At 73.0% G+C, this 26,858-nt stretch carries 24 protein-coding genes; 4 read left to right on the top strand and 20 right to left on the bottom strand.

All coding sequences use genetic code 11. The features are described 5' to 3' along the window. Positions 1 to 61 precede the first annotated feature (61 nt). Positions 62 to 2,224 carry an ATP-binding protein gene (locus ACH4B3_RS09560; protein WP_398462173.1) on the top strand — a complete coding sequence of 721 codons (2,163 nt, stop codon included), beginning with the start codon at positions 62 to 64 and terminating at the stop codon, positions 2,222 to 2,224. On the opposite strand, the gene rpsD is transcribed toward ACH4B3_RS09560, so the two are convergent. Beyond that, positions 2,212 to 2,823 carry a 30S ribosomal protein S4 gene (gene rpsD, locus ACH4B3_RS09555; protein ID WP_197991176.1) on the bottom strand — a complete coding sequence of 204 codons (612 nt, stop codon included), beginning with the start codon at positions 2,821 to 2,823 and terminating at the stop codon, positions 2,212 to 2,214. The genes ACH4B3_RS09560 and rpsD overlap by 13 nt on opposite strands. Positions 2,824 to 2,878: 55 nt before the next feature. On the opposite strand from rpsD, the gene ACH4B3_RS09550 reads away from it, so the two are divergent. Next, entirely contained in the window at positions 2,879 to 3,721 is an 843-nt protein-coding gene (locus tag ACH4B3_RS09550) for a DUF2470 domain-containing protein (protein ID WP_398462172.1), read from the top strand. A 5-nt stretch (positions 3,722 to 3,726) separates the two neighbouring features. Here the strand turns inward: ACH4B3_RS09550 and ACH4B3_RS09545 are convergent, their stop codons facing one another. From ACH4B3_RS09545 to ACH4B3_RS09530, 4 genes are all read right to left on the bottom strand, one after another. Next, positions 3,727 to 5,097, bottom strand: a complete 1,371-nt coding sequence (locus tag ACH4B3_RS09545; protein WP_398462171.1) for a replication-associated recombination protein A — start codon at positions 5,095 to 5,097, stop codon at positions 3,727 to 3,729. 50 nt (positions 5,098 to 5,147) lie between these two features. After that, positions 5,148 to 5,804 (bottom strand): vitamin K epoxide reductase family protein, encoded by a 657-nt coding sequence (locus tag ACH4B3_RS09540; protein WP_398462170.1) that lies wholly within the window; start codon positions 5,802 to 5,804, stop codon positions 5,148 to 5,150. Positions 5,805 to 6,190: 386 nt separating this feature from the next. Next, positions 6,191 to 7,453, bottom strand: a complete 1,263-nt coding sequence (gene hisS / locus ACH4B3_RS09535; protein WP_398462169.1) for a histidine--tRNA ligase — start codon at positions 7,451 to 7,453, stop codon at positions 6,191 to 6,193. An 11-nt stretch (positions 7,454 to 7,464) separates the two neighbouring features. Further along, positions 7,465 to 8,181: an MBL fold metallo-hydrolase gene (locus ACH4B3_RS09530; protein WP_398462168.1), complete on the bottom strand. Its 717-nt coding sequence runs from the start codon at positions 8,179 to 8,181 to the stop codon at positions 7,465 to 7,467. 144 nt (positions 8,182 to 8,325) lie between these two features. Between ACH4B3_RS09530 and ACH4B3_RS09525 the strand changes: the two genes are divergently transcribed. Then, the gene (locus ACH4B3_RS09525; RefSeq protein WP_398462167.1) at positions 8,326 to 9,096 is read left to right on the top strand and encodes a peptidylprolyl isomerase; all 771 of its coding nucleotides are present in this window, start codon (positions 8,326 to 8,328) and stop codon (positions 9,094 to 9,096) included. Between the two features lie 227 nt (positions 9,097 to 9,323). Further along, positions 9,324 to 10,553: a DUF349 domain-containing protein gene (locus ACH4B3_RS09520; protein ID WP_398462166.1), complete on the top strand. Its 1,230-nt coding sequence runs from the start codon at positions 9,324 to 9,326 to the stop codon at positions 10,551 to 10,553. On the opposite strand, the gene ACH4B3_RS09515 is transcribed toward ACH4B3_RS09520, so the two are convergent. From ACH4B3_RS09515 to ACH4B3_RS09445, 15 genes are all read right to left on the bottom strand, one after another. Further along, on the bottom strand, positions 10,525 to 11,769 hold the full coding sequence (locus tag ACH4B3_RS09515) for a caspase family protein (protein WP_398462165.1): 1,245 nt from the start codon (positions 11,767 to 11,769) through the stop codon (positions 10,525 to 10,527). The two genes, ACH4B3_RS09520 and ACH4B3_RS09515, sit on opposite strands and share 29 nt — an antisense overlap. Next, a complete protein-coding gene (locus tag ACH4B3_RS09510) occupies positions 11,753 to 12,214 on the bottom strand; it encodes a hypothetical protein (protein WP_398462164.1) in 462 nt (153 codons plus the stop codon). Before ACH4B3_RS09510 ends, ACH4B3_RS09515 begins: the two co-directional genes overlap by 17 nt. Further along, positions 12,207 to 13,514 (bottom strand): serine/threonine-protein kinase, encoded by a 1,308-nt coding sequence (locus ACH4B3_RS09505; protein WP_398462163.1) that lies wholly within the window; start codon positions 13,512 to 13,514, stop codon positions 12,207 to 12,209. The genes ACH4B3_RS09510 and ACH4B3_RS09505 overlap by 8 nt, the downstream gene beginning before the upstream one ends. Positions 13,515 to 13,537: 23 nt before the next feature. Then, positions 13,538 to 16,063, bottom strand: a complete 2,526-nt coding sequence (locus ACH4B3_RS09500) for a RelA/SpoT family protein (protein WP_398462162.1) — start codon at positions 16,061 to 16,063, stop codon at positions 13,538 to 13,540. Between the two features lie 190 nt (positions 16,064 to 16,253). Then, positions 16,254 to 16,814, bottom strand: a complete 561-nt coding sequence (locus ACH4B3_RS09495) for an adenine phosphoribosyltransferase (protein WP_398462161.1) — start codon at positions 16,812 to 16,814, stop codon at positions 16,254 to 16,256. Beyond that, positions 16,811 to 17,956: a protein translocase subunit SecF gene (secF, locus tag ACH4B3_RS09490; protein WP_398462160.1), complete on the bottom strand. Its 1,146-nt coding sequence runs from the start codon at positions 17,954 to 17,956 to the stop codon at positions 16,811 to 16,813. The genes ACH4B3_RS09495 and secF overlap by 4 nt, the downstream gene beginning before the upstream one ends. A 3-nt stretch (positions 17,957 to 17,959) precedes the next feature. Continuing rightward, the gene (gene secD / locus ACH4B3_RS09485; RefSeq protein ID WP_398462159.1) at positions 17,960 to 19,774 is read right to left on the bottom strand and encodes a protein translocase subunit SecD; all 1,815 of its coding nucleotides are present in this window, start codon (positions 19,772 to 19,774) and stop codon (positions 17,960 to 17,962) included. Positions 19,775 to 19,925: 151 nt separating this feature from the next. Then, complete coding sequence (gene yajC / locus ACH4B3_RS09480) at positions 19,926 to 20,372, bottom strand: preprotein translocase subunit YajC (protein WP_398462158.1); 447 nt, start codon at positions 20,370 to 20,372, stop codon at positions 19,926 to 19,928. Positions 20,373 to 20,547: 175 nt separating this feature from the next. Then, complete coding sequence (gene ruvB, locus ACH4B3_RS09475) at positions 20,548 to 21,609, bottom strand: Holliday junction branch migration DNA helicase RuvB (RefSeq protein WP_398462157.1); 1,062 nt, start codon at positions 21,607 to 21,609, stop codon at positions 20,548 to 20,550. Between the two features lie 82 nt (positions 21,610 to 21,691). Next, a complete protein-coding gene (gene ruvA / locus ACH4B3_RS09470; RefSeq protein WP_398462156.1) occupies positions 21,692 to 22,318 on the bottom strand; it encodes a Holliday junction branch migration protein RuvA in 627 nt (208 codons plus the stop codon). Beyond that, a complete protein-coding gene (gene ruvC, locus ACH4B3_RS09465; protein WP_398462155.1) occupies positions 22,315 to 22,887 on the bottom strand; it encodes a crossover junction endodeoxyribonuclease RuvC in 573 nt (190 codons plus the stop codon). Before ruvC ends, ruvA begins: the two co-directional genes overlap by 4 nt. A 105-nt stretch (positions 22,888 to 22,992) precedes the next feature. Then, positions 22,993 to 23,742 carry a YebC/PmpR family DNA-binding transcriptional regulator gene (locus ACH4B3_RS09460; protein ID WP_398462154.1) on the bottom strand — a complete coding sequence of 250 codons (750 nt, stop codon included), beginning with the start codon at positions 23,740 to 23,742 and terminating at the stop codon, positions 22,993 to 22,995. 131 nt (positions 23,743 to 23,873) lie between these two features. Beyond that, positions 23,874 to 24,485 carry a pyridoxal 5'-phosphate synthase glutaminase subunit PdxT gene (pdxT, locus tag ACH4B3_RS09455; RefSeq protein WP_398462153.1) on the bottom strand — a complete coding sequence of 204 codons (612 nt, stop codon included), beginning with the start codon at positions 24,483 to 24,485 and terminating at the stop codon, positions 23,874 to 23,876. A 188-nt stretch (positions 24,486 to 24,673) separates the two neighbouring features. Beyond that, entirely contained in the window at positions 24,674 to 25,597 is a 924-nt protein-coding gene (gene pdxS / locus ACH4B3_RS09450; RefSeq protein WP_398462152.1) for a pyridoxal 5'-phosphate synthase lyase subunit PdxS, read from the bottom strand. A 619-nt stretch (positions 25,598 to 26,216) separates the two neighbouring features. After that, positions 26,217 to 26,756: a hypothetical protein gene (locus tag ACH4B3_RS09445; RefSeq protein WP_398462151.1), complete on the bottom strand. Its 540-nt coding sequence runs from the start codon at positions 26,754 to 26,756 to the stop codon at positions 26,217 to 26,219. Between the last annotated feature and the right edge of the window lie 102 nt (positions 26,757 to 26,858).

Here is a 26,858-nt window from a genome sequence, read left to right as displayed (position 1 = left end):
CGGACGCCACGGCCGGTCCGGATTGTACGGTGCGCATACCGTTCAGTACGCTCCGTGTTCCATGGGACGACCTTCGCACCCGGCCGCCCCGGGCGACCTCCCGGCCCCGGTCGACCGGTTCGTCGGCCGGACCGCCGAGCTCGCCGCGCTGGACGGGCTGCTGGCCCGCGCCCGGCTGGTGACCGTCACCGGGATCGGCGGGGTGGGCAAGACGCGGTTGGCACTGGAGCTGGCCCGGCGGGCGAAGGATCGCTTCTGCGCCGGGGTGTGGCTGGTCGCGCTCTCCGACCTGCGCTCCGGGGACGACCTGTGCCGGGCGGTGCCGGCGGCGCTCGGCCTGGAGCCCGCGGAGCCGGACCCGGCGGCGGACCTGGTCGCCGGGCGGGTGGCGGACGGTGCGGCCCTGCTGGTGCTGGACGGCTGCGAGCACCTGGCCGACGAGTGCGCGGCGCTGCTGGGCACCCTGCTGGGCCGGGCGCCGGGGCTGCGCGTCCTGGTGACCGGCAGGCGTCCGCTGGAGGCGCCGGGCGAGCACTGCTTCCCGCTGGGGCCGATGCGCACCGAACCGGACGCGGCCGCCCTGTTCGCCGAGCGGGCGGCCGCCGTGCTGCCCGGCTTCACCGGCGATGGGCAGCGGCGCCGGGCCGCGGTGGCCGAACTGTGCCGCCGGCTGGACGGCATCCCGCTGGCGCTGGAGCTGGCCGCGCGGCGGCTGCGCGCCCTGACCGTGGAGCAGCTCGCGGCGCGGCCGGAGGACCCGCTGACGCTGCTGGACGCGGCGGGCCGGGGCGGGCACCACCGGCACCGGACGCTGCGGACGGCGATCGGCTGGAGCCATGAGCTGTGCACCCCGCAGGAGCGGCTGCTGTGGGCGCGGCTGTCGGTGTTCGGCGGCGAGTTCGACCTGGAGGCGGTGGAGTACGTCTGCGTGGGCCCCGGCCCCGCGGAGGAGGACACGCTCGCCACGCTGGCCTCCCTGGTGACCCAGTCCCTGGTGGTGCGCGAGGAGGCGGCCGGGCAGGTCCGCTACCGGATGCTGGGCACGGTGCGCGCCTACGGTGCCCGCTGGCTGGCCGAGCTGGGCGAGACCGAGCGGCTGCGCCGGCGGCACCGCGACTGGTACCTGGGCGTGGCGACCTGGTGCGAGCTGGAGTGGAACAGCGGCCGGCAGGCGGAGGTGGCGGAGCGGCTGGAGCGGGAGCTGCCCGACCTGCGGCTGGCGCTGGAGTACTGCCTGCGGACGCCCGGCGAGGCGCACGTGGGCCAGTACCTCGCCGGCACCCTGTGGTTCTGCTGGATCGGCTGCGGCCGGCCGGCCGAGGGCGGCGGCTGGCTGGAGCGGGCGCTGGCACTGGACTGCGGGCGCCCGGAGGCCCGCGCCAAGGCGCTGTGGGTGGCGGGCCTCACCGCGGTGGCGCGCGGGGAGGCGGGGGCCGCACTCGGACTGCTGCGCGAGTGCGCCGCGGTGGCAGCCGACCGCGGGGACCGGACGGCCGCCGCGCACGCCACCCAGGTCCTGGGGGCGGCCGCGCTGATCGGCGGCGACCTGCGCCGGGCGGCCGCCCTGCTGCGCGAGGCGCTGGAGCATTTGGGGGCCCAGGACCCGCGGCAGCCGCTGGTGCTGATGGCGCGGGTGCAGCTGGCGCAGGCGCTGGCCTTCGATGGGGACCTGGCGGCGGCCCGCGCGCTGTGCGAGGAGGCGGCCGGGACCGCGGGTGCGGCCGGGGAGCGGTGGGCCCGGTCGTACGCGTTGTACGTGCTGGCGTTCGTCCGCCGGGCGGAGGGGGACGACCAGGGGGCGCGGCGGCTGCTGCACGAGTGCCTGGCGCTCAAGCAGCCGGTCCGCGACGAGGTCGGCATGGTGGTGGCGCTGGAACTGCTGGCGTCGCTGGTGGCGGAGGCGGACCCGGAGCTGGCGGCCCGGCTGCAGGGCGCGGCCGAGGCGGGCTGGCGGGGGCTGGGCACCGAGCGGTTCGGCTCCCGGCACTTCGACGCCCCGCATCTGATGTGCGCGGAGCAGGCCCGGGCCGCGCTGGGCGAGGAGGGGTACCGGCGGGCGGTGGCGGCCGGGCGGCACGCCGGCCCGGCGGCGACGGTGGCCCGGGTGCTCGCCGGGCCGGCCGGGGACGACGACGGCCCGCGGCCCCCGCGCCGACCGGAGTCGGCGGGAGGCACGCGGGCCGCGTGCGGAGAGCTGTACGTACCGCCGGGTCAGCGGGCGTAGTACTCGACGACGAGCTGCTCGTCGCAGATCACCGGGATCTCCTTGCGCTGCGGGTCGCGGTCCAGGCGGAAGGCCAGGGCCTTGAGGTTGACCTGCAGGTAGCGCGGGGTCTCACCGTCGAGGGCGTAGCCACCCTCGCGGGCGACCTGGAAGGGGTGCTTCTCGCGGCTGCGCTCGCGGACCATCACGACGTCGTCGGGACGGACGCGGAAGGACGGCTTGTCGACCTTGCGGCCGTTGACCTCGATGTGGCCGTGGACGACCATCTGGCGGGCCTGGTAGATCGTGCGGGCGATACCCGACCGCAGGACGAGCGCGTCCAGACGGCGCTCAAGCTCGATGATCAGCGCCTCGCCGGTCTTGCCTTCGACCTTCCGAGCGCGGTCGTAGGCACGCGCCATCTGGCGCTCGCTGATGTCGTACTGGGCACGCAGACGCTGCTTCTCGAGCAGACGGACCTTGTAGTCACTGTTCTGCTTGCGGCCCCGGCCGTGCTCGCCCGGCGGGTAGGGGCGGGCCTCGAAGTACTTGACGGCCTTGGGGGTCAGCGCGATGCCGAGCGCACGCGACTTCTTGACCTTGGGACGCGACTGGTTCACGTGGAACGAACCTCCATGTAAGTTAGGTGAGCCTTACCTTAGCCGAGGAGAACGCATGATTCGACCTGGGATCCCCCTGCCCAGCGCTGGTCAGAGCGCTGCGAAGGGTCAGCCGCGTCCCGTGGAAGACGCCCCGCGGCCCACAGCGGCGGAGCGTGTACGCACTCTCGTGGAGTCCAAGGCTACGGCGTCCCTCGCGATTCCCGGAATCGGGGACGGGGACGACCTCATCGGCCGGGAACCCGCCGCGCGCACCGTCACACCCCGCGGTGACCTGCTATTGCTGGTATCCAGCCACTCCGTGGTCGCCCGGGCGGCCCTCCACGCCCAGGACGACGAGCTGACCTGCGTGATGCATATCACGGACGTCGCTCCGGTTTCGGTGCCGCACCGCATCCGCGGCCGGGCCTCGGTCGCCGGCTGGCTGACCCCCGTGCCGTTCGAGGAACGCGCCGCCTGCGCCATGCTGCTGGCCGAGCGCCACCCGGTCGGGGAGATCCTCGCGGTGGAGGACCCCCGGCGCCCGGCCTGGACACTGCTGCGGCTGGAGGTCGGCGAGGCGTACGTGGACGATCTGTGGGGGGCTCAGGAGGTGGAGCCGGACGAGTTCGCCGCGGCCGCCCCCGACCCGATCGCCCCGCACGAGACCGACCTGCTCCAGCACCTGCACGCGGCCCACGCCGACGAGCTGCGCACCCTGTGCGGACTGCTCGGCGACCGGGCCTGCGCGGCCGGCTCGGCCGTCCCGCTGGCCCTGGACCGGTTCGGTCTGCGGGTCCGCTTCAGTGGTGCCGCCGGGCGGCCCTTCGACGCCCGCTTCGACTTCCCCGAGCCGGTGTCCGGCGTCACCGGCCTGCGCCGGGCCATGCGGGTGCTGTTCGAGTCGGCGGCGGACTGACCCCCTCAGGAGGATTCGCCCTGGTCGGGCCGCTCGCCGCGGAGCCGCTGCCGGACCCGCTCCACCACGTCCGCGTAGCGCGCCTCGGCGCCGTACCGCGTCGGCTGGTAGTAGCGCTTGCCGTGCAGCGCGTCCGGGGCGTACTGCTGGGCCGCGATGCCGCCGGGCAGGTCGTGCGGGTAGAGGTAGCCCTGGGCGTGCCCCAGCTTCCTGGCGCCCTGGTAGTGGCCGTCCCGCAGATGCGGCGGCACCGGCCCGGCCAGCCCCTGGCGGACGTCCTCCAGCGCGGCCCCGATCGCGGTGGTCGCGGCGTTCGACTTGGGCGCCAGGGCCAGGGCGATGGTGGCGTGGCTGAGGGTCAGCGCCGCCTCCGGGAACCCGATGAGCGCGACCGCCTGGGCCGCCGCCACCGCGGTGGGCAGGGCGGTGGGGTCGGCCAGCCCGATGTCCTCGCTCGCCGAGATCATCAGCCGGCGGGCGATGAACCGGGGGTCCTCCCCCGCCTCGATCATGCGGGCCAGGTAGTGCAGCGCCGCGTCCACGTCCGAGCCGCGGATCGACTTGATGAGCGCGCTGGCCACGTCGTAGTGCTGGTCGCCGTCCCGGTCGTACTTCACCGCGGCCCGGTCGACGGCCTCCTCCAGCGTGGTCAGGGTGATCTCCGCCTCGCCCTTGGCCAGCGCCGACCCGGCCCCGGCCTCCAGTGCGGTCAGCGCCCGCCGGGCGTCCCCGCCGGCGATCCGCAGCAGGTGTTCCTCCGCGTCCCCGGGGAGGGTCACCGCACCGCCCAGCCCCCGCTCCTCGATGAGCGCACGGCGCAGCAGCCCGCGCAGGTCGTCGTCGGTGAGCGGCTCCAGGGTGAGCAGCAGCGAACGGGAGAGCAGCGGCGAGATCACCGAGAAGTAGGGGTTCTCCGTGGTGGCCGCTATGAGGGTGACCCAGCGGTTCTCCACGGCCGGCAGCAGCGAGTCCTGCTGCGCCTTGCTGAACCGGTGGATCTCGTCGAGGAAGAGCACGGTGTCCCGGCCGTAGGCCCCGGAGGACCGTCGGGCGCCGTCGATGACCGCGCGCACCTCCTTGACCCCCGCGGTGATCGCGGACAGCTCCACGAACCGCTTGTCGGTGGCCTGGCTGACCACGTACGCCAGGGTCGTCTTGCCGATGCCGGGCGGGCCCCAGAGGATCACCGAGGACGGCCCGGCCGGTCCCTCCGTCCCTCCGACGAGCCGGCGCAGCGGGGACCCGGGCCGCAGCAGGTGCTGCTGGCCCACGACCTCGTCGAGGGTGCGCGGCCGCATCCGGACGGCGAGCGGACTGCCCGCCGGGTCCTTCTCCTGGCGGGCCTCCGCGGCGGCGGTGAACAGATCTGGCTCCACGCGGGAAGCCTATGTCACGGCACCGACAGCGCCGCCGCGGACGGAACCGATCAGGCCTGGCCGCCGGTCCAGAAGTCCCACCACCTGGTGAGGATCAGCATGCCGATGGTGGCCATCCACAGGAACGGCACCACCCAGTGGAACTCCAGCAGCGCCCGCTTCGGGCCCTCCGGCAGCGGGATGTGGCCGTGCTTGATGTTGTACCCGGTGACGTAGCAGAAGAGCACGATGGTCGCGGCCCAGGCCAGGCAGCACCACAGGCACAGCGAGCCGATGACGTACAGCGACTGGTACTGCAGCCAGGCGCAGAACGCCACGCCGAACAGGCAGCCCGCGTTGAAGGTCAGCCAGTACCAGCGCGGGAACCGGGCCCCGGCCAGCAGCGACATGCCCACGCAGATCACGATGCCGTAGGCGACCAGCCCCATCATCGGGTTGGGGAAGCCGAACGCCTGCGCCTGATCGCTCTCCATGATGTTGCCGCAGGAGACGATCGGGTTGAGGCTGCAGCCGGGCGTGAAGATCTCGCCCTTGGCCTCGGCCTCCAGGATCTTGTTCTTGTCGATGGTGATGACCCAGGACGCGAGGAGCCCCAGCGCACCGGTGATCACGAGCAGCAGCGCCATGGCGCGACCGCTCCCGACCGCGCGCGGTGCGCCGTCCTGTGCCTGGTCCGTGTCCACGCCTTCCACCAGTGTCGTCGCCATATCCCGTTCCGTCGCTCCCGCAGCCAGGCGGCGGAGCCGCACGTCGTTTGCCGTAGCCCTGACGGGCACGGTCATTGTGCCCCACGTGCGGGGCGTGTGGACCGCCTCGGTGCGCGGCCTTCGCCATGGTGCCCCGCCGGGCGTTCGGTCGGCATAAGGGCGTGCCCCGGCCCTCCCGGGTGCGCGGGCGGAGAACCGGCCATGGTCCACCGGGCCGCGGCGCGGGCCGGTGGCCGGATGCGGACGGCGGGTGAACCGCCGCCCGCCGGGTTGACGGCGGGCCGGCGATCCACGCCTGATGCCGGCCGGCATGCGACGGGGCCCGGACCGCCGTGGCGGTCCGGGCCCCGTCACCGTGCACCGACGCCGGGCGGCGTCCGCGGGTGTCAGCCCAGCCTGCTGCGGAGCTCCTCGACCAGACCGGCGAGCGGCACCGGGCCCTGCTCGCCGGACTCCAGGTCCTTCAGCTGCACCACGCCCTCGGCCAGGTCGCGCTCGCCCGCGATCACCGCGAACCGCGCACCCGACCGGTTGGCGCCCTTCATGGCGCCCTTCAGGCCCCGGCCGCCGAATGCGAAGTCGGTCGCGATCCCGGCCCGGCGCAACGCGGTGACCTGGCCGAACAGCACCCGCCTGGCCTCCTCGCCGAGCGGCACCGCGTACACGCTGGTGGCGTCCGGCAGGTCCAGCTCGACCCCTTCGGCGCGCAGCGCCAGCACGGTGCGGTCCACGCCGAGGGCCCATCCCACCGACGGCAGCGCCGGGCCGCCGATCATCTCGGAGAGGCCGTCGTAGCGGCCCCCGCCGCCGACCGCCGACTGGGAGCCCAGCCCGTCGTGGACGAACTCGAAGGTGGTGCGGGTGTAGTAGTCCAGGCCGCGTACCAGCCTGGGGTCGTCCTCGAAGGCGACGCCGGCCTCGGTCAGCAGCCCGCGCACCTGCTCGTGGTACGCCGTGCAGTCCGCGCACAGGTGGTCGCGGAGCAGCGGGGCGCCGGTCAGCTGCTTCTGCACCGACTCCCGCTTGTCGTCCAGGACGCGCAGCGGGTTGATCTCGACCCGGCGCCGGGTGTCCTCGTCCAGGTCCAGCTCGCGCAGGAACTCCTGCAGGGCCGCCCGGTAGGCCGGCCGGCACTGCTGGTCGCCCAGCGAGTTCAGCAGCAGCCGGAAGTTCCGCAGCCCCAGCGAACGGTAGGCGTCCACCGCGAGGATGATCAGCTCGGCGTCCAGGGCCGGGTCCTCGGCGCCGATGGCCTCCGCGCCCACCTGCGAGAAGTGGCGGTAGCGGCCCTTCTGCGGCCGCTCGTAGCGGTAGTACGAGCCGGAGTACCAGAGCTTGACCGGCAGGTTCCCGGCCTTGTGGAGGTTGGCCTCCAGCGCCGCGCGCAGCACCGAGGCGGTGCCCTCGGGGCGCAGCGCCAGTTCGTCGCCGCCCCGCGTGGTGAAGGTGTACATCTCCTTGGTCACGATGTCGGTGGACTCGCCGACACCGCGGGCGAACAGCTCGACGTTCTCGAAGCCGGGCGTCTCGACGTAGCCGTAGCCGGAGCGCTTCAGCGGCGCCGCGATGGCCTCCCGGACCGCCAGGAAGGTGGCGGAATCCGGCGGCAGCAGGTCATAGGTGCCCTTGGGGGCCTGGAAGGTACTCACGAAAGGTCTTGTCACATTCCTCGTCGCGGGGCGGTCGCCGGGGCGCCGCCGCCGAGGCCGGCGGCCACTTCCCGCAGATACGGGTTGGTGGCGCGCTCGCGGCCGATGCTGGTCTGGGGGCCGTGGCCGGACAGCACCACGGTCGAGTCGTCGAGCGGCAGGCACACGCGCGCCAGCGATTCGAGCATCTCGGCCATGTCACCGCCGGGCAGGTCGGTGCGTCCGATGGAGCCGGCGAACAGCAGGTCGCCCGAGAAGAAGACGGACGGGATGTCCGCCCGCTCGGGCATCCGGAAGGTCACCGACCCCTTGGTATGGCCGGGCGCGTGCGCGACGGTCAGCTCCAGACCGGCGAGTTCCAGCCGGCTGCCGTCGGCCAGCTCGTGCACGTCGTCCGGCTCGCCGATGGTCAGCTCGCCCAGCAGCGGCATACCGATGGACCGGCCTATGGCCTTCTCCGGGTCGCTCATCATGTACCGGTCGGCCGGGTGGATGTAGGCCGGTACGTCGTGCGCACCGCACACCGGCACCACCGAGGCCACATGGTCGATGTGACCATGGGTGAGGACGACGGCGACGGGCTTGAGCCGATGCTTGGCGATCGTCTCCTCGACTCCCTGGGCCGCCTGGTGGCCCGGGTCGATGATCACGCACTCCTCACCCGCGGCGGGGGCGACCAGGTAGCAGTTGGTGCCCCAGGCTCCGGCGGGGAACCCGGCAATCAGCACGATCGTCCTCTCACAGTCACGTCATCTCACGACGGAAGACTTCCAGCAGTGTCCAGAGCCTACCGGCGCCGGTCCGCCCGCAGCGAACCCGTATACGGTACGGCCAGGTGAACGGCGTACGGCGCCAAGCGGAGGAGCGATCCGGTGGTCAGTAACGAGCAGCGACGGCGGCGGCTCGCGCGGGAGAAGTTCGAACGGCAGGAGCAGCGGCGGGAGGCGGCCCGCCGCAAGGTCCGCCGCCGCAACGTGGTGATCGCGTCCGCCCTCGCCGTGGCGCTGGCGGCCGGCGCGGCGGTGGCCGCGGCCGGGGCGCTGGGCGGCGACGACAGCACCGACGCCCGGAACACCCCGCAGAGCACCACCCCCAGCCCGAAGCCGGAGCCGTCGATGGCGGTGGACCGGAAGGCGAAGTACACGATGGCCGTGAAGACGGACCAGGGGGACATCACCGTCTCCATGGACGCCGCGAAGACGCCGCACACCGTCAACTCCTTCAAGCACCTCGCGGACCAGGGCTACTTCGACCGGACCACCTGCCACCGGCTCACCACCAAGAACATCCATGTCCTGCAGTGCGGGGACCCGGAGGGCACCGGCATGGGCAACCCGGGCTACACCCTCCCGGACGAGAACCTCGGCGGGCTGGGGAAGGCCGGCGAGGACGGCAAGGTCACCTTCCCCGCCGGGACCGTGGCCATGGCCAACACCAGCAGGCCGGACAGCGGCGGCAGCCAGTTCTTCCTGGTCTACAAGGACAGCCGGCTGACGCCCACCTTCACCCCCTTCGGCACCATGGACGCCGCCGGGCTGGAGGCCGTGCGGAAGGTCGGCGCCGCGGGCGTCAAGGGCGGTGGCGGCGACGGCGCCCCGAAGAAGGCCGTCGCCGTCCAGAAGGTCTCCGTCCAGAAGGACTGATTTGGGTCGCGCTGGATGCGGACAGCCGGGCCACCGGTCGCCTATGTTGGCGTTGTGCAGAGTGCCTGCTCACGACGGCTGCCGCCCTGCACGACACAGACCACACCCGCCACCGGCGGTGTGACAGCAGCTCGTCGGACCGGTCAGGGCCGCGGCCCGGCCGGAAGAAACTGTGGACGATGCCCGCGGGCCGAGCGCCCGCCCCGGCATCATGTGGAGGAGGCGCTGTGAGCAGCGACCCATGGGGCCGCGTCGACGAGACGGGGACCGTGTACGTGCGTACGGCGGACGGCGAGCAGGTCGTCGGGTCGTGGCAGGCGGGCACTCCCGAGGAAGCCCTCGCCTACTTCGAGCGCAAGTACGAGGGCCTGGTCGTCGAGATCGGCCTCCTGGAGCGCCGGGTCAAGACCACCGACCTGTCGACCAAGGACGCGATGACCGCCATCGAGCACCTGCGCGAGCAGGTGGTCGAGCACCACGCGGTCGGCGACCTGGCCGCGCTGGGCGAGCGGCTCGACAAGCTGGTGGCCGAGGTCGAGTCGCGCCGTGAGGAGCGCAAGGCCGCGAAGGCCCGGCAGTCGGAGGAGGCGCGCAAGGCCAAGGAGGCCCTGGTCGCCGAGGCCGAGGAGCTGGCGGCCAGCGACCAGTGGCGGGTGGCCGGGGAGCGGCTGCGGGCCCTGGTGGACACCTGGAAGGGCCTGCCGCGGCTGGACCGCAAGTCCGACGACGAACTGTGGCACCGCTTCTCGCACGCCCGGTCGGCGTTCTCCAAGCGGCGCAAGGCGCACTTCGCGTCGCTCGACGCGCAGCGCGAGGAGGCCCGGAAGACCAAGGAGCGGCTGGTCGCCGAGGCGGAGGCGCTGTCCGGCTCGACCGACTGGGGGCCGACCGCGGCCCGCTACCGGGAGCTGATGGCGGACTGGAAGGCCGCCGGCCGGGCGCAGCGGGAGGCCGAGGACGACCTGTGGAACCGGTTCCGCGGGGCCCAGGACGTGTTCTTCCAGGCGCGCAGCGGGGTGTTCGCCGAGCGCGACGCCGAGCAGCGGGAGAACCTGACGCGCAAGGAGGAGCTGGCCGCGGAGGCCGAGAAGCTGCTGCCGGTGTCGGACCTCAAGGCGGCCCGGGCGGCGTTCCGCTCCGTCAACGAGCGCTGGGAGGCCATCGGCCATGTGCCGCGGGACGCCCGGCCGAAGATCGAGGGCCGGATGCACGCCGTGGAGCGCGCCATCCAGGACGCCGAGGACGCCGAGTGGCGGCGCACCAACCCCGAGGCGCGGGCCCGTGCCCAGGGGCTGACCGGTCAGCTGCAGGACGCGGTGGACAAGCTGCGTGCGCAGGTCGACGCGGCGCGCGCCGCGGGCAACAACGCCAAGGCCGACAAGCTCACCAAGGAGCTGGAGGGCCGGCAGGCGCTGCTGGAGCAGGCGCTCAAGGGCCTGCAGGAGTTCGGGGGCTGATCACCGGCTCCCCGCCGCCGGCCGGCGGCCCGCTCCGGAGCGGCTTCGGTACCGCACGCACCTCGGGTGCGTCGCGTACCGGGGCCGCTCCGGCGTTCTCGGCGAGGTCCAGGGCGTGCTTGAGCACCTCGCAGGCCTGGATGTGGTTGCCGGACTCCTGGAGCAGTTCGGCCAGGCGCCGGCAGACCTGCAGCGCCTCCGGTCCGGAGCCGGAGCGGGTCTGCCGGAACGCCTGCTCCAGGACCTCGATCGCCTCCCGGCTCTGCCCGGTGTCGGCGAGCAGCTCGGACAGCTCCAGCTGCACCGCGAAGGTGCCGGTGTCGCTCGTCGGCGGCCGCTCGGCCAGTGCCAGCCGCAGCACCGGCAGCGCGTCCCGGTTGCGGCCCGCGGCGCGCAGCATCCGGGCCAGGCCGAGTCCGGTGGCGACCATGGCGGCGCGCACCTCGGACTCCAGCACCGGGCCCGCCGGGGCCCGGGTGCCGGCGCGGGCGCGGTTGCGCACCAGCGGGAGGCGGCCGACGTCGTTCTCCTGGCTGCGCTGGGGCCGCGGCCGGTTCTTCGCCCCCAGCCGCTCGCCGAGGACCCGGTAGAGGGTGTCCAGGTCGATCAGCTCCGGGCCGTCGGTGACGCCCCGCCGGAGGATGCCGAGCAGTTCGCCGGTGAAGGCGGTGTGCGGTTCGCCGTCCGGTGCCAGCGCCACCCGGTCGCGGGGGGAGGCGGTGAGCACATACGCGCCGTCGACCGCCAGCTGGGCCGCGAGGGTCTCCGCGGAGCCGCCCAGTGCCCGGGCGGCCCGGCCGCTGAAGCAGCAGTCGAGCACCACCACCCGCCGCCGGGCCCGGGCGGCGCGCACCGCGGAACGCAGGTGCTCGTAGGCCACCGCGGTGTAGCCGGCGTTCTCCCGGGACCCGCTGAGTCCCAGGTAGAGGTCGGCGGAGTCGGGGTCCCGCAGCCCGTGGCCGGCGAAGTAGACCAGCAGGGTGTCCGACGCCGCCTCGCCGGCCCGGTGGACGGGGTCGAGCATGGCCGCGGCGTCGGCCGGGTCGGGGACCAGTGCGCAGTGTTCCCGGGGCAGCCCCCACAGCATGGCGTCGCCCAGGGTGTCGGCGAGGTCGCGGATGTTCGCGGCGACCGCCGGGAGCTGGTCCAGGTGCTGGTATGCGGCGGTGCCGATGAGCACGGCCCGGGACGCTGCCGGGTCAGGCAGCCGGATCATCGCCGCCCTGTCCCCCGCCGGTCCCGCCGGTCTGCGGGCCGGCGCCGCCCGCCGGGCCCGGGTGGCCGCCGGCCGCGGTCGCCGGGGCCTCCTGAAGCAGGGCGACGACGCGCCGTACCGTCTCGGCGTCGGCCGACCCGTCGGCGGGCAGCCGCACCTCCAGCGCGCCGCGGCGCAGGGTGAGCACCGGCCGGGTGCGCCGGGCGTCCCGCCACTGGAGGATGGACACCGCGAGCGCGCCGGCGGACAGTCCGGAGCCGAGCACCAGCTGGAGGACGTCGAACCCGGTGCCCATCGCGCCCGGCACCGGCGCCCCCTCGCCGGCCACCCGGCCGTGCACCAGACGGTCCAGCGACTCGTCCTGGCGCAGCCAGCGCAGCAAGGACCTCAGTTCGTCCTCGGGCTCGGCTCCCGGGCCGCCCACCCGTACCGACAGCTCAGCCATCCTCGACGTTCCTCCCCGTGTCCAGATACATACCGACCTGCGCGAACAGCGCCAGTGCCTCGCCGCCGGCGCCCAGCCGGGCCAGGCAGACGGCCTGCCAGTACCGGCTCGCCAGGGTGGTCGGGTGGGCATCGCCGAGCGCCGAGGCGCAGACCCGCGACACCGCGCTGAGCACCCGTACCGCTTCCTGCAGCTCTCCGCGCTGGACGAGGTTGACCGCCTCCCGCAGCCGGGACGCCGCGCTGTCCACCGTCATGCTGCCCATGACCATCCGGCGGGTGGCGTCGCTGAGCGAGAGCGGCGCGGGGTGCCCGGCGGCAGCCGGGCGGGCCTCCGGCTCCAGGTACTCGGGGAGGTCCTCCTCGGCCGGCGGGCCGGCCGCGGCGATCCCGTCCAGCAGCCCCAGGGCCTGGTCCCGCACGCAGCCCTGGACCAGTTCGGCGACGCGCGCCGCCATGTCGGTGGAGGCGGCCAGGGTGGTCTGGAGCTCGGCCGCGTTCTCCGGGCGGGCCTGCGGATCCGCGGCGCACAACACGTCCACCAGGTAGGCCAGCCGGTCCGGGATGCGCCGGCTGCCGGCCAGCTGGTTGCCGTAGAGCTGCGGCACCTCGTGGTCGATGGCCCGCTCCACCAGCGCGCCGACGTCCTCCAGCCCGCCGCGCGGGGACTCCCCGGTGAGCATCAGGTACATGCACAGGCCCAGCCCGTAGAGGTCCGAGCGCGGGCCGGGGGGTTCGCCGCGGATCACCTCCGGGGCCATGTACCGGGGGGTGCCGACGAGGAAGCCGATGTGGGTGATCGCCGACTCCTCGACGAGCCGGGCGAGGCCGAAGTCCTGGAGGACCACCCGTCCGGAGCGGGTGATGCGCACGTTCGACGGCTTGACGTCGCGGTGCAGCACGCCGGCCGCGTGCGCCGCGGCCAGTGCCGAACTCATCCCGGAGGCGATCCAGGACACCACGTCCGGTTCCAGCGGGCCGTACTTCTCCACGAGCCGTTGCAGCTCGACCCCGTCCAGCAGCTCCATCACCAGGAACGGCGGCCCGGCCGGGTGCACTCCGGAGTCGTACACCGCGACCACGTTGGGGTGGCGGATGCGGGCCAGCGCCTGGGTCTCCCGGCGGAAGCGCTCCAGCCGCTGGCCGGCCTCGTCGGCCTCCGCCGCCATGGAGAGGATCTTGACGGCCACCCGCCGGTCCAGCGCCGAGTCGGCCGCCTCGTGGACCACGCCCATGCCGCCCAGGCCGATCCTGCGCAGTAATCGGTATCTGCCGCCCAGCAGCGCGTCCCGGTCCGACATCCCCGCCCCCGAGTCGTCCGCCGCTAGCGCTGCCGCGCCGAGGTCACCCGGTAGACGTCGTAGACGCCCTCCACCCCGCGCACCGCCTTGAGAACGTGCCCCAGGTGTTTGGGATCGCCCATCTCGAAGGTGAACCGTGAGGTGGCCACCCGGTCGCGGGAGGTCTGCACGGCGGCGGACAGGATGTTGACGTGCTGGTCGGACAGGACCCGGGTGACGTCCGACAGCAGCCGGGACCGGTCCAGCGCCTCGACCTGGATGGCGACCAGGAAGACCGAGGACTGGGTGGGCGCCCAGTCGACGTCCAGGATGCGTTCCGGCTGCTGGGAGAGCGAGTCGACGTTGACGCAGTCCGCCCGGTGCACCGACACGCCGCTGCCGCGGGTGACGAAGCCGATGATCGGATCGCCGGGCACCGGGGTGCAGCACCGGGCCAGCTTCACCCACACGTCCTCGACGCCCTTGACCACCACACCGGGGTCGGCGCTGGAGCGCCGCTTGGTGCGGCTGCGGATCGGCGGCGCGCTCTCCGCGATGTCCTCGTTGGCGGCCTCCTCACCGCCGAGCGCCTGGACGAGCTTCTGCACCACGCTCTGCGCGGAGACGTGTCCCTCGCCGATCGCCGCGTACAGCGAGGAGATGTCCGGGTAGCGCATCTCATGGGCGAGGGTGACCAGCGAGTCGCCGGTCAGGATGCGCTGGATCGGCAGGTTCTGCTTGCGCATGGCCCGCACGATCGCGTCCTTGCCCTGCTCGATCGCCTCGTCCCGGCGCTCCTTGGAGAACCAGGCGCGGATCTTGTTGCGGGCGCGCGGGGACTTGACGAAGCCCAGCCAGTCGCGGGAGGGGCCGGCGCCGACCGCCTTGGAGGTGAAGACCTCCACCAGGTCGCCGTTGTCCAGGGTCGACTCCAGCGGCACCAGCCGCCCGTTGACCCGCGCCCCTATGGTGCGGTGGCCGACCTCGGTGTGCACCGCGTACGCGAAGTCCACCGGGGTGGCGCCCGCGGGCAGCGCTATCACGTCGCCCTTGGGGGTGAAGACGAAGACCTCGTTGCGGGACAGGTCGAAGCGGAGCGACTCCAGGAACTCCCCGGGGTCCTCGGTCTCCTTCTGCCAGTCCAGCAGCTGCCGCAGCCACGCCATGTCGTTGACGGCGTCCTTCTCGCCGCCCTTGCCCTCCCGGCGGGGCACGTCGGTGCGCACCTTGGAGGCGCCGGCCACGGCCTCCTGCTTGTACTTCCAGTGCGCGGCGATGCCGTACTCGGCCCGCCGGTGCATGTCGAAGGTGCGGATCTGCAGCTCGACCGGCTTGCCGCTGGGCCCGATGACCGTGGTGTGCAGCGACTGGTACATGTTGAACTTGGGCATGGCGATGTAGTCCTTGAACCGCCCCGGCACCGGGTTCCACCGCGCGTGGATGGTGCCCAGCGCCGCGTAGCAGTCGCGGACGGTGTCGACCAGGACCCGGATGCCCACCAGGTCGTAGATCTCCGCGAAGTCGCGGCCCCGCACGATCATCTTCTGGTACACGGAGTAGTAGTGCTTGGGGCGGCCGGTGACGGTCGCCTTGATCCGCGCGGCGCGCAGATCGCCCTGCACCTGGTCGGTGACGACGGCCAGGTACTCGTCGCGCTTGGGCGCCCGCTCGGCGACCAGCCGGACGATCTCGTCGTACATCTTGGGGTAGAGGATCGCGAAGGCGAGGTCCTCCAGCTCCCACTTGATGGTGTTCATGCCCAGCCGGTGGGCGAGCGGGGCGTAGATCTCCAGCGTCTCGCGGGCCTTCTTCTCCTGCTTCTCCCGCTTGAGGTAGCGCATGGTGCGCATGTTGTGCAGCCGGTCGGCGAGCTTGATCACCAGGACCCGGGGGTCCTTGGCCATGGCGACGACCATCTTGCGGACGGTCTCGGCCTGCGCCGCCTCACCGAACTTGACCTTGTCCAGCTTGGTGACGCCGTCGACCAGCAGTGCCACCTGGTCCCCGAAGTCACCGCGCAGGGTGTCCAGCCCGTACTCGGTGTCCTCGACGGTGTCGTGCAGCAGGCCGGCCATCAGGGTGGCCGGATCCATGCCCAGCTCGGCGAGGATGGTGGTCACCGCCAGCGGATGGGTGATGTACGGGTCGCCGCTCTTGCGCTTCTGGCCGCGGTGCCAGCGCTCGGCGACCTGGTAGGCCCGCTCGATCTGCCGGAGCGTCGAGGCGTCCGCCTTGGGGTCGTTGCTCCGCACGATGCGCAGCAGCGGCTCCAGCACCGGGTTGTAGGGGCTGGACCGCTGCACGCCCAGCCGGGCCAGGCGGGCGCGCACCCGGTTGGAGGAGCCGGTGCGGGGCGCCGGGCCGGGCGCCGGACGGGACGGGGGCGGCGGCGCGGCACTGCGCGCGGCCGGCTTGGCGGCGGGCTTGGGGGCCGGCTCGGCCAGCGACTTCGACGCCGGCCGGGACTCCGCCTCGCGGCTCCCCGCGGGCGTGTCCGTGCGCGCCGTGGCGTCGGCGGCGGTCGGCTCGTCCCGGTGCGCGGCGGTCAGTGGCTGGGCCTCGTCTGGCAAGAGCACTCCTCACTGGGCCCCTCCCGGCCGGTGGCGGGCAGGAGGGATAAGGCCGGACCCGCAAAAGGGGTCGGGATGCCATGGTATCGATCCCGCCACGCAACCCGCTCTGCGGCCACCGTCCCCGGATACCGGACGGGGCGGGCACCCGGAAGTTCCCGAGTGCCCGCCCCGCGTCCGGCCATGCCGGTCAGATGGTGATCAGCGCCTCCAGCGGGGCGTTCTTCAGCTCCGCTTCCAGCCGGCCGCGGCCCTGGAGGAATCCCAGCTCCAGCAGCACCGCGAGGCCGGCGACCTCACCGCCGGCCCGGCGGATGAGCTGCAGGGACGCCTCGGCGGTGCCGCCGGTGGCCAGCACGTCGTCGATGACCAGGACCCGGTCGCCGGGCGTGAGCGCGTCGGCGTGTATCTCGATCTCCGCGGTGCCGTACTCCAGCTCGTAGCTCTGCCCGAGCGTGGCACCCGGCAGCTTGCCCGCCTTGCGGACCGGGACGAACCCGAGCCCGGCGCGGACCGCGACCGGGGCGGCCAGGATGAAGCCGCGGGCCTCCAGTCCGACGACCTTGTCGGCGCGGTGCCGCACGCACAGCTCGGCCAGCGCCCCGGTCAGCGCGGAGAACGCCTCGGCGTCCGCCAGCAGCGGGGTGATGTCCTTGAACATCACACCCGGCTTGGGGTAGTCCGGTACGTCCTTGATCCGGCTGATCAGCAGCTCCCGCAGCTCCGGCGCCCGGCCGGCCACGGTGCTCATCGGCGCTTGCCCGACGGGCGGCCGCGTCCGCGGTTGCGGGAGGCGGGCTGGCGGCGCTGTCCCACCACGCCGGCGGGTGCGTTCCGGTCGTCTTCCACGTCGTCGTCCTCCGGGTCCTCGGCGGATGGGTCGTCGTCCGGGACGTCGGCGCCGGCCGTGTCGGCCTTGGCGGCGAGCGAGGCGCGCTTGGCACGCACCCGCTTGGCCAGCGCCTTCATCTGCGGGTCGCGCTCCTTGAGGTCGGCGACCAGCGGGGTGGCGATGAAGATCGAGGAGTACGCGCCGGCCGCGAGGCCGACGAACAGCGCCAGCGAGATGTCGTTGAGCATGCCCGCGCCCAGCGCGCCGCCGCCGATGAACAGCAGGCCGGCGACCGGGAGCAGCGCCACCACGGTGGTGTTGATGGAGCGCACCAGGGTGGCGTTGAGGCTGCGGTTGGCGATCTCGCTGTAGGTGTAGCGGTTCTGCTTGGTGATGTCCTTGGACGCTTCCTTCAGACCGTCGAAGACCACGACGGTGTCGTAGAGGGAGTATCCGAGGATGGTCAGCAGACCGATCACGGTGCCCGGGGTGACCTCGAACCCGACGAGCGCGTAGACGCCGACGGTGATGGTGAGGTCGTGGACGAGGGCGATGAGGGCGGCCACCGCCATCCGCCATTCGAAGGCGATGGCGAGGTAGATCACCACCAGGACCATGAAGATCGCCAGGCCCTTCCAGGCCTTGTCGGCGATCTCCTCACCCCAGCTGGGACCGACCAGCTCGGTGTTGACCCGGTCGGTGTCCACCCCGAGCCGGTCGGCGATCTTCTCCTGGACCGGCACCGACTCCTTGGTGTCCAGGTCACTGATCTGGATGCGCAGGGTGTCGTTGCCGAGCCGCTGGACGATGGCGTGGTGACCGCCGGAGGCTTCCTCGGCGGTGTCCTGGACCGCCGAGGTGGAGACGTCGGTCTTGGGAGTGCTGAAGACCGCGCCGCCGGAGAACTCGATGCCCATGTTGAGACCGCGCACCGACAGGCCGACGATGGCCGTGATGGTGATCAGGATCGAGATGCCGTACCAGATCATCCGCTTGCCGACGAAGTCGTAGCCGACCTCGCCTCGGTACAGCCTGGCGCCGAGTGTGCCGAGCTTGGACATCTCTCACGCCTCCTTCGGGTCGACGGGGGCGGAGGGACGGCGGCCGCGGCGCAGCGGGGGCTTGGCACCCAGGCGCTTGGGGTCCAGGCCGGACCACGGGTGGCCGCTCGCGAAGAACTTCTTCCGGGCCAGGATCGTCATCAGCGGCTTGGTGAAGAAGAACACCACCACGACGTCGAGCAGCGTGGTCAGGCCGAGGGTGAAGGCGAAGCCCTGCACCTTGCCGACGGTGACCACGAAGAGCACCGCGGCGGCGAGGAAGGACACGAAGTCGGACACCAGGATGGTGCGCCGGGCCCGCGGCCAGCCGCGCTCCACCGCCGGGCGGAGCGTGCGGCCCTCGCGGATCTCGTCCCGGATGCGCTCGAAGTAGACGATGAACGAGTCCGCGGTGATGCCGATGGCGACGATGGCGCCGCAGACCGCCGGCAGGTTGAGCGCGAAGCCGATACCGGGGCCGAGCAGCGTCATGATCGTGTAGGTGAGCGCCGCGGAGACCGCGAGGCTCAGCAGGGCCACGAGGGACAGGCCGCGGTAGTAGATCAGCAGGTAGAGCACGACGAGCGCCAGGCCGATGGCACCGGCGATCAGGCCGGCCTCCAGCTGCTCGCTGCCGAGCGCGGCGGAGACGCTGGTCTCGTTGACGATGTCGAAGGTGAGCGGCAGGGCGCCGTAGGACAGCACGTTGGCCAGGTCCTCGGCCTCCTGCTGCTTGAAGTCACCGGAGATCTGGGACTTGCCGCCGGTGATCGGGTAGTCGACCTTCGGGTCGGAGACGACCTCGCCGTCCAGGGTGATCGCGAACTGGTTCTGCGGCGGCGACTGCTTGGACAGCTCGGTGGTCACCTCGGAGAACTGCTTGCGGCCCTTGCCGGAGAAGTCCAGCGACACGATCCAGCCGCCCGCCTCGGGCTGGTAGATCGACTCGGCGCCGTCCACCTCGGTACCCGCGACCTTGGACGGGCCCAGGATGAACTTCCGCGAGCCGTCGCGGTAGCAGGCCACGACCGACTTGTCCGGGCCGGCCGCGGCGGCCTTGTCACCCGCGGCTGCGCGGGAGGCCTCGGTGGAGCAGTCCAGGGCGGCGAGCTGCTTGTTCAGGTCGTCCTCGGACGGCTGCCGCTTGCCGGACTCCTTCGTCGCCGACTTGTCGGCGTCGCCGGCGGCCGGGTCGTCCTTGGCGGCACCGTCGGACTTGAGCGCCTCGGTGACCGGGCGGCCCTGGGTGGTGGCGCCGGGGCTCGGGGTGGAGGTGGCGTCCGCGCCGCCCTTGTCGCCCTGCTCGGCCTTGTCGCCGTCGGCGGCCTCGTCCTTGTCAGCGTCGGGCTTCTTGTCCTTGGCGCCCTTGCCCTGGTCGCCCTTGCCCTGGTCGGCGGTGGGCGGGGTTTCCGGCTCGGGGGTCCTGGCGCCGTCGGTGAAGGTGACCACCGGGCGGAAGTACAGCTTGGCGGTCGTTCCGACCTGTTCGCGGGACTGCTTCGCGTTCGTCCCCTTGGGGATGTTCACGATGATGTGCTTGTCGCCCTGCGTCTGGACCTCGGCCTCGGAGACACCCAGACCGTTGACCCGCCGCTCCATGATGTTGACGGCGGTGTTCATGTTGTCCGAGTTGATCGCGTTGGGCTTGCCCGGCTCGTTCTTGGCCTCCAGCGTGAAGCTGGTGCCGCCCGCGAGGTCGATGCCCAGCCGCGGCGTGGTGTGACCGGAGGCGAACATGCCCGCGGTGAGCGCCACGATGGCGATCAGGATCAGGACCAGGGGGCGCCAGGGCCTGCCCTGGGCCCCGGAGGGCCTGCGGCCCTTCTTCGGTGCTGCCACCTTCTCGTATCTCCCTGTCCAACCGCCCGCGACAGCAGTGCGCCGGGCGGCCACGAAGTGTTGTGGGGAACAGCCCCCGCCGGAGCCTGGACCGTTCTTTCAGCCGTGCCGCACCGAGCGGTGGCGCGGCACGGCTGAAATACGGGGGGAACTACTTCGCGTCGCTGTCGTCGCCCTTGCCGTCCTCGGGCTTCTCCGCCTCGCCGTCCGTCTTCTTCAGGTCGGTCTTCTTGACCTCGGAGTCGGTGGCGCTGTCGGTCAGCGAGGAGGCGTCGTCGGGAACGACCGGAGTGTCGGCGTCGGCGGCCTCCGGCTCGATGCCGTGCACGATGCGGTTGTACTCGTCGTCGTCGAGGACGGCACCCACCGAGTTCTTGGCGTACACCGCGTGCACACCGGGAGCGACCTCCAGGAGGACCGTGTCGTCGTGGACCTCCTTGACCGTGGCGTACATGCCGCCGATGGTCCGGACGCCGGAGCCGGGCTGCATCTGCTCCCGCATCTGCACGGCCTGGCGCTGCTTGTTCTTGGCCGACCGGGTCATCAGGAACATGGCCCCGATGAGCACGATGAACGGCAGGAGAGTCACGATATCCACGGGACGGAGATTCCTTCGCACGGCCGCCTGGGAGCAGCCTGGTCTACGGGGGTGGGTATGCCGGTCCGATACGGACGGCATCGGCGGAGTCTAAGCGAGCCCGCACCAATGGAACAACGCCCAGCATGGCACCCGGGTTCCTGCCCCGACCAGTCTCCGCGCCGCCACCGCCCGGTCACGCTTCGAACAGGCCCCCCTGGCCGCCGGAGGTCTGCTGCGGCGGGGTGAGCCCCAGGTGTGCCCAGGCGGCCGGGGTCGCGACCCGTCCCCGGGGGGTGCGGGCCAGCAGCCCCTCGCGGACCAGGAACGGTTCGGCGACCTCCTCGACGGTCTCCCGCTCCTCACCCACCGCGACCGCCAGCGTGGACAGTCCGACCGGGCCGCCGCCGAACAGCTTGAGCAGCGCGGTCAGCACCGCCCGGTCCAGCCGGTCCAGCCCGCGGCCGTCCACGTCGTACACGGCCAGGGCGCGCGCGGCGACCTCGGCGGTGATCAGTCCGTCCGCTTTGACCTGGGCGTAGTCGCGCACCCTGCGCAGCAGCCGGTTGGCGATCCGGGGGGTGCCCCGGGACCGGCCGGCGATCTCGGCGGCGCCCGGCGCCTCGATCCCCACGTCCAGCAGCCGGGCCGAGCGGTGGATGACCCGCTCCAGTTCGGTCGGGTTGTAGAACTCCATGTGCCCGGTGAACCCGAAGCGGTCGCGCAGCGGGGGCGGCAGCAGACCGGCCCGGGTGGTGGCTCCGACCAGGGTGAACGGCGGCAGTTCCAGGGGGATGGCGGTGGCGCCGGGGCCCTTGCCGACGATCACGTCGACCCGGAAGTCCTCCATCGCCATGTAGAGCATCTCCTCGGCGGGCCGGGACATCCGGTGGATCTCGTCGAGGAACAGCACCTCGCCCTCGGTGAGCGAGGAGAGGATGGCGGCGAGGTCGCCGGCGTGCTGGATGGCGGGTCCCGAGGTGATCCGGATGGGGGCGCCCATCTCGGCCGCGATGATCATGGAGAGGGTGGTCTTGCCCAGCCCCGGGGCGCCGGAGAGCAGCACGTGGTCCGCGGTGCCGCCGCGCTGCCGGGCGGCCTTGAGGACCAGGTCGAGCTGCTCGCGGACCCGTTCCTGACCGACGAACTCCCCGAGGTCCTTGGGGCGCAGCGCGGCCTCGATCGCCTGTTCCTCGCCGTCGGCGGATGAGTCGACCAGCCGCTGATCGGCGCCGGTGTCGGTCTCGTCCCAGTTCATGGCGTGTCTTTCGGTCCGGATCCGGTGGGTGGGTGCGGGGCGGGTCCGGCCGGGCGCGGGGCCGGCCGGTGGCGGGCGCCGGTCAGCGGGCCCGGTTGAGGGTCTGCAGGGCGGCCCGGAGCAGCTGGGACACCTGCGGTGCGGAGCCGGCCGCGGTCGCCGCCTCGGCCTGCGGGGCGACCGCCTCCACCGCCTCGTCGGCCTCCCGGCCGGCGTAGCCGAGGCCGACCAGCGCGGCGGTCAGCTGCTCGCGCCAGCCGGGTGCCCGGCCGGCGGGCCCGCCGGCCGGGGCGCGGCCGGTGCCGACCGGCTCGCCCAGCCGGTCCTTGAGTTCCAGCAGCAGCCGCTGGGCGCCCTTCTTGCCGATCCCCGGCACCGCGGTGAGCGCCTTCTCGTCGCCGGTGGACACCGCGAGCCGCAGCGCGTCGGGGGCGTGTACGGCCAGCATCGCCTGGGCCAGCCGGGGGCCGACCCCGCTCGCGGTCTGCAGCAGTTCGAAGACCTGCCGTTCGTCGTCGTCGGCGAAGCCGTAGAGGGTGAGGGAGTCCTCGCGGACCACCAGCGAGGTGGCGAGCCGGGCGGACTCGCCGACCCGCAGCGCGGAGAGCGTGTTCGGGGTGCACTGCACCGCCATACCGACGCCGCCGACCTCGATGACGGCGGTGTCGGGCGCGAGGGCGGCCACCGGGCCGCTGACGAACGCGATCATGTGGTGCCTCTCTGGGACCGGCCGTACCGGGGGCCGGGGGGAACTCGGACCGAGGACGCGCGCTGGGCGGCGGCCGCCTGCTGGAGGCGGTGGGCCGCCGGTGCCCGCCAGATGTGGCAGATGGCCAGCGCCAGGGCGTCGGCGGCGTCGGCCGGCTTCGGCGGGGCGTCCAGCCGCAGCAGCCGGGTGACCATGGCGCCGACCTGGTCCTTCCCGGCCCGGCCGGAGCCGGTGACCGCCGCCTTGACCTCGCTGGGGGTGTGCAGCGCCACGGGCAGTCCGCGGCGGGCGGCGCACAGCATGGCCACCGCGCTGGCCTGGGCGGTGCCCATCACGGTGCGCACGTTGTGCTGGCTGAACACCCGCTCCACGGCGACCAGTTCCGGCCGGTGCTCGTCCAGCCACTCCTCTATGCCGTGCTCGATCCGCACCAGCCGGTCCGGGGTCTCGGCGTCCGCCGGGGTCCGCACGACGCCGACGCCGAGCATCCGCAACGGGCGGCCCGCGGCGCCCTCGACCACGCCGATGCCGCACCGGGTCAACCCCGGGTCCACACCCAGCACCCGCACCCGCCCCTCCTTCGGTCGCTCCTCGTTCGAGCAGGCTATCGAGTGCCACCGACAACGCGAGGGGCCGGCGGGAGGTGTGTCCCGCCGGCCCCTCGCGGACCGCTGTCAGCCGACCTTCTCCATGACCTCGTCGGTCACGTCGAAGTTGGCGAAGACGTTCTGCACGTCGTCGCTGTCCTCCAGCGCGTCGATCAGCTTGAAGATCTTGCGCGCGCCTTCCTCGTCGAGCTGCACCTGCATGGTCGGCACGAAGTTGGCGTCGGCCGAGTCGTAGTCGATGCCGGCCTCCTGGAGCGAGGTGCGCACCGCGACCAGGTCGGTGGCCTCGCTGAGGACCTCGAAGCTCTCACCGAGGTCGTTGACCTCCTCGGCGCCCGCGTCCAGGACCGCGCCGAGCACGTCGTCCTCGGACAGCTCGCCCTTGGGGACGATCACCACGCCCTTGCGGTTGAACAGGTAGGACACCGAACCCGGGTCGGCCATGGAACCGCCGTTGCGGGTCATCGCCACGCGCACGTCGGAGGCGGCCCGGTTGCGGTTGTCGGTCAGGCACTCGATGAGCACCGCGACGCCGTTGGGGCCGTAGCCCTCGTACATGATGGTCTCGTACTCGGCGCCGCCGGCCTCCAGGCCCGCACCGCGCTTGACCGCGCTGTCGATGTTCTTGTTCGGCACCGACTGCTTCTTGGCCTTCTGGATGGCGTCGTAGAGCGTCGGGTTGCCGTCCGGGTCCGCGCCGCCCATGCGCGCCGCGACCTCGATGTTTTTGATGAGCTTCGCGAAGAGCTTGCCGCGCTTGGCATCGATCACGGCCTTCTTGTGCTTCGTCGTAGCCCATTTAGAGTGGCCGGACATCCGCCTGTCTCCTTCGCGTTACCCACTTCGAAACGAACGTCTGAGATCCTACCGGGATCGCGGATCCCAGCGGGATCGCGCCCGGGTGCCGCCGGCCACCGTCGCACATCCGGCGCCGCGGCGCCGCCCCGCTACCGGGCCGCGCGCACCATGTCCACGAAGAGGCCGTGCACCCGGTGGTCGCCGGTCAGTTCCGGGTGGAAGGACGTGGCCAGGACATTACCCTGCCGCACCGCGACGGTGTGCCCCTCGTACCGGGCGAGCACCTCGACACCGCCGCCGACCGACTCCACCCAGGGCGCGCGGATGAAGACGCCTTCCACCGGGCCGCCGTCGACGCCCGCGACGTCGATCGCGGCCTCGAAGGACTCGTTCTGACGCCCGAAGGCGTTACGGCGCACGATCATGTCGACGCCGCCGATGGTCTCCTGGTCGGCCCGGCCGTCCAGGATCTTCTCCGCGACCATGATCATCCCTGCGCAGGTGCCGTAGACCGGCAGCCCTGCGCGGACCCGCTCGCGCAGCGGCTCCAGCATGCCGAAGGCGGTGGCGAGCTTGGACATGGTGGTCGACTCGCCCCCGGGGATCACCAGTCCGTCGACCTCGACGAGTTCCTCGGGGCGGCGGACCGGGCGGGCGAGGGCGTCGGCCGCGGCGAGCGCGACCAGGTGCTCACGGACGTCGCCCTGGAGGGCGAGCACTCCGATGGTGGGGGTGCCGGGGGTGCCGGAGGTGGCAGACACGGGGAGGAACCTCTCGAAACGGGACGGTGGCTGCGGGGCCGGCGGGCGGTCGCCCAGGGCCCGGGATGCGGACGGACGGCCCTCGGGCCCGCCGCCCGGGCCCCGCGGGAGCGGACGGCCCGGACGGGGCGCCACCGGGGCCGTCCGTCAGCAGGTCACCGCGCGAACACGGGCGCGCGGCGGGGCGGCTACCAGCCGCGGTTGGCGTAGCGCTCGGCCTCGGGGAGGGTGTCGCAGTTGATGCCCACCATGGCCTCGCCCAGGTTGCGGGAGGCGTCGGCGATGATCTTCGGGTCGTCGTAGAAGGTGGTGGCCTTCACGATCGCGGCGGCGCGCTTGGCGGGGTCACCGGACTTGAAGATGCCGGAGCCGACGAAGACGCCCTCGGCGCCCAGCTGGCGCATCAGCGCGGCGTCGGCCGGGGTGGCGACACCACCGGCGGAGAACAGCACCACGGGGAGCTTGCCGAGCTCGGCGACCTCCTTGACCAGCTCGTACGGGGCGCGCAGCTCCTTGGCGGCGGCGTACAGCTCGTGGTTGTCGAAGCCGCGCAGCTTGGCGATCTCGTTCTTGATCTGGCGCAGGTGGCGGACCGCCTCGACGACGTTGCCGGTGCCGGCCTCGCCCTTGGAGCGGATCATCGCCGCACCCTCGGCTATCCGACGCAGGGCCTCGCCCAGGTTGGTGGCGCCGCAGACGAAGGGGGTGGTGAAGGACCACTTGTCGGAGTGGTTGACCTCGTCGGCCGGGGTCAGCACCTCGGACTCGTCGATGTAGTCGACGCCGAGCGACTGCAGCACCTGGGCCTCGACGAAGTGGCCGATGCGCGACTTGGCCATCACGGGGATGGAGACGGCGTTGATGATGCCCTCGATCATGTCCGGGTCGGACATCCGGGCCACGCCACCGTCCTTGCGGATGTCGGCCGGCACCCGCTCCAGGGCCATGACGGCCACGGCGCCCGCGTCCTCCGCGATCTTCGCCTGCTCCGGGGTGACGACGTCCATGATCACGCCGCCCTTGAGCTGCTCGGCCATGCCGCGCTTCACGCGCGCGGTGCCGGTGGCCGGAGCCTCGTCGGGGCTGGGCGTGGTGGAGAGCGTGCTGGACACGGTGAGACCTCGCTTGATGATGAAATGAGCGCTATGAGCGGTTTGTCGCCCGAGCGGATGAGCCCATCGTAGGGTCGTCCCCGGCCCCGCCTGTGATCGACAACAGGTCCAGATCGCGGAGACGACTGCTACGGGAGAGACAAAACCGTCCACCGACGTGTCACGACAAGGGCCAATTCGGGTCCGGTGGCTCGCCCACCGGCATCGCCGCAGGTCAGCGAGGATGCCAATCCCCTGCGGGGGCGGCCCGGCTCCGACGCGGCGGTCCGGCTCGGGCGGCACGTCGTCCGGCTCAGGCGACCCGGGGCCCCGGCGGTCCGGCTCGGGCACAGCGTCCGGCTCCGGCGGCCGGCCTCCGACGCGGCCCCCGGCTCAGGCACGGCGCCCGGCTCCGGCGGCCCTGCTCAGGCGACCCGGCTCCGGCGGTCCGGCTCGGGCGGCACGTCCCCGGCTGCCCGACTCGGGCGCGACGACCCGGCTCCGGCGGTCCGGCTCCGGCACGACGACCGGCGGTACGGCGTCCGGCTCCGGCGGTCCGGCTCCGGCGACGACCCGGCTCCGGCACAGCGCCCGGCTCCGGCCCGGCTCCGGCGCTCGGTCGGCCGCCGCGCCGGCCCGCTCAGGCGGCCCGTTCCACCAGCGCGGCGGGCGGTTCGTCGTCCATCTCGAAGGCGAGCGGGAAGGGCGCGTGCCCGGCCAGCCGGAACAGCCGTACCGTGCGGTGGGTGCGCAGCGCCCGGGCGGCACGCACCGCGTCGTTGTGGAACCGCCGGGCCATCGGCACCCGCCGCACGGACTCCGCCAGCTCCCCCAGCGTGCCCTCCCCGCCCGGCGCCTGCTGGACGGCCTCCACCTGTGCCTGCTCGCCGAAGACCACCCGCAACGTCTGGCTCAGTTCGCTCTCGGCGACCTCCCGGTGGTCCTCCTCCGCCTGCCGGGCCGAGTGCGCCGCCTGGTAGAGCACCATCGAGGCCGCCGGGTCCAGCACCCCGGCGGTCGCCAGTTCCTGGGCGACCGAGGCGCGGCGCAGCAGTTGGGCGTCGAGTGACGCCCGGGCCGCGTCCAGCCGGCTGTGCAGCCGGTCGAGGCGGCCCGCCGTCCAGCTCAGATAGACGGCCACGAGGACGAGGACGACCGCGATCCAGATCAGAGTGCTCACGGCGCGTTACGGTATCTCCTGCGCCGGAGGCGGTGTGCCGCGGCCTTCCTCGCCGGCGCCCGGGAGACTCCCCGGCGGCAGCGCCGTAAGCCCCGACCCGCG

The sequence above is a fragment of the Streptomyces sp. NPDC018031 genome (genome assembly GCF_044327625.1).
In the GTDB taxonomy this organism is placed as follows: Bacteria; Actinomycetota; Actinomycetes; order Streptomycetales; family Streptomycetaceae; genus Streptomyces.
Note: the sequence above shows the minus strand (reverse complement) of the source record. Positions and strands in the feature narration are given on the sequence as shown.